The organism is Nitrosopumilus sp. b3 (genome assembly GCF_014078525.1).
Lineage (GTDB): Archaea > Thermoproteota > Nitrososphaeria > Nitrososphaerales > Nitrosopumilaceae > Nitrosopumilus.
In genome coordinates this window covers 314,308-316,562 of record NZ_MU078693.1, presented here as the reverse complement: position 1 = coordinate 316,562, position 2,255 = coordinate 314,308, and the positions used below count along the sequence as shown (strand labels likewise).

Here is a 2,255-nt window from a genome sequence, read left to right as displayed (position 1 = left end):
CATTTTGTGCCTGGGAGTGAATATAAGAAACTGAGTCTGAGATGGATAGTTGTGCCTGTAGAGTCTGATTAGTAGAATTTAGGTATATTCCAGCCTCAATTTCCATTTCACGAATAATATCATCTAAACTCTTTGTTTGAGTAGTGTGAGAATCAATTCCACTAGAATACAATTGCTCAATTTGGGTATCCGATATTGCAGAATCAAACAAAGCGACATCATCAATCATGCCTGAGAACATGTTGTTTGGGACTAGAACACCAGATTTTGTAGTCATATAGGCACCAACTACAATGCTGCTATCTGATGAAATACTGTCAATATCTACCGTTTCTAGCTGGCCATCAAAGGAGAGTGACAAAATACCATCAATTTGTTTTGTGCCTGTAATTTGACCATTAATGTAGATACTAAGAGTTTGATTGCTAAATGAGGCTACAACATGTGTCCATTCCTCAGGAATTTGGGAATTGGATTGAATTTCTGACCATTTTATTCCATCAAAGATAGAGAATTTTGCTGCATGGCTAGATGGTTGGTTATCAACTGATAATGAAAATGATTTTTCCTTACTAACCACAGTGAATTCTGGAGAACCTTGAGAGTAATCTGGCTTTATCCAGGCTCCAATTACAAGGGATTGTAAATTATTCGTAGAATTTTCATTTAGATGGATAAAATCTTGATCGCCATCTAAAAGAAGCGAGTTTTCATCATTGATTTGTGCATTATCAGATGCAGTTCCATTTTCTATGGAATCAAATGGTAATGATAGTGTTGCATCATTAATTGTAAATCCAGGCGTGAAAATTATTTCCAGTACATCAGAGATGGACATGTTTGAATCAGTAGAGGATGAATCAGTCTCATCAGGAATTGTGTTGCCTGTGAATTGAGACAATGTTACGCTGAGAATATCAGAGATGGACATTTGATTAATTGATTGTGAAGAATGTGTTTGTGAAGTAACATGCTCAGAAAAATCTATTCCCAATAAATTACTATCAATATCAGAAGTGTTTGTAAAATTTTCTTGAGAAACTATTTCTGTATCTTCTAGTTGTGAAATAATTTCTGTACCATTATCCATTTCTGCAAATGCGTATCCCCAATAAGATGAAGAGATTGACATTGGAGTTATTACAGCTGATGAAAGAAGAATTACAATAAAAGCAAAAGTGAAAAATTGTTTAATTTGATAAAATTTAGTTTGTTCGTTATCATAACGAATTAAGACAAAACCTGCAAAAGGTATCAATAATATTAATAATATTGGATTATTAGGATCAAAAATTTGATCGTTTAGTATCTTAATATTATTTTGAATTAAAATATTGTGATCGTTATTTTTAAAATTTAAAATTAGATTTCCTGATTCAAAAATATTTGGAATCAGATCATTTATTCCAAAATATAACTTATCAAATAATTGGGAATGATCCATCAATATTTGAACATCATCTACAATTTCTTCATGTGAAACTAATGTCGATGGAGGAAGATTATCTAAAAGTTCTGATTCATTAATTTTCAATTTTGATTGTCTATCAAGAATTCTTTCCATCATTATTTTTCTGTCAGAATCATACTTGATCAAAATAATTTCTTCATGCAATGAATTATTAGATGCAGAAATTTTTTCTTGTAATGAAACTGAATGGTTTTTCGATTGATTAAATTGTTTTTTTGTTTCAGTGAATCCAATTTTTTCTGTTAAACCAACTGTAAAGCTTTTTGATTTTAATTCAGTATTTTTTGTAGCTAATTCAAAATTTTCTGGAGCTGATTGTGCAATTGCATAATCAGCTCCAGATGAAAGTGTTGACAGAACTAAAATCAAAAACATGGATATGGCTAGAGATTTCAGATCTGTTCACCTCCTAAAATTTTAGGATATGGAAATGAATTTGAGAAAACTCTAGAGAAATGAATTTTTGTAAAACTTACGTTTACAGATGTACTAAATTCAAGTGCCATATCCAACAAAATTTACTCGGATCAAAGCATAAAGATCAAGGAAATTTCAAGAAATGTACAGATCCATGATGGAAAAATTTGATTTTAGAGAGCCCAAAGTGGAATTTTGGTTTTTTACAAAAATGATCTATTAATTTTAGATTCTTAAAAAATCCTAAAAAAAATTTAAAAAAAATAAATTATTAAATCATGTTGTTGTAATGTTGTTTGTCAAATTGTAAACAGTGTAATGTTGTTTGTCAAGTTGTAAACAGTGTAATGTTGTTTGTCAAGTTGTA

1 protein-coding gene is annotated in these 2,255 nt (G+C 30.3%); it reads right to left on the bottom strand.

The genetic code is table 11. The annotated features are described in order from the left end of the window. Positions 1-1,846, bottom strand: a 1,846-nt coding sequence (locus C6990_RS10900; protein ID WP_220463363.1) for a LamG domain-containing protein, incomplete at its 3' end; no start/stop codon positions are given. Between the last annotated feature and the right edge of the window lie 409 nt (positions 1,847-2,255).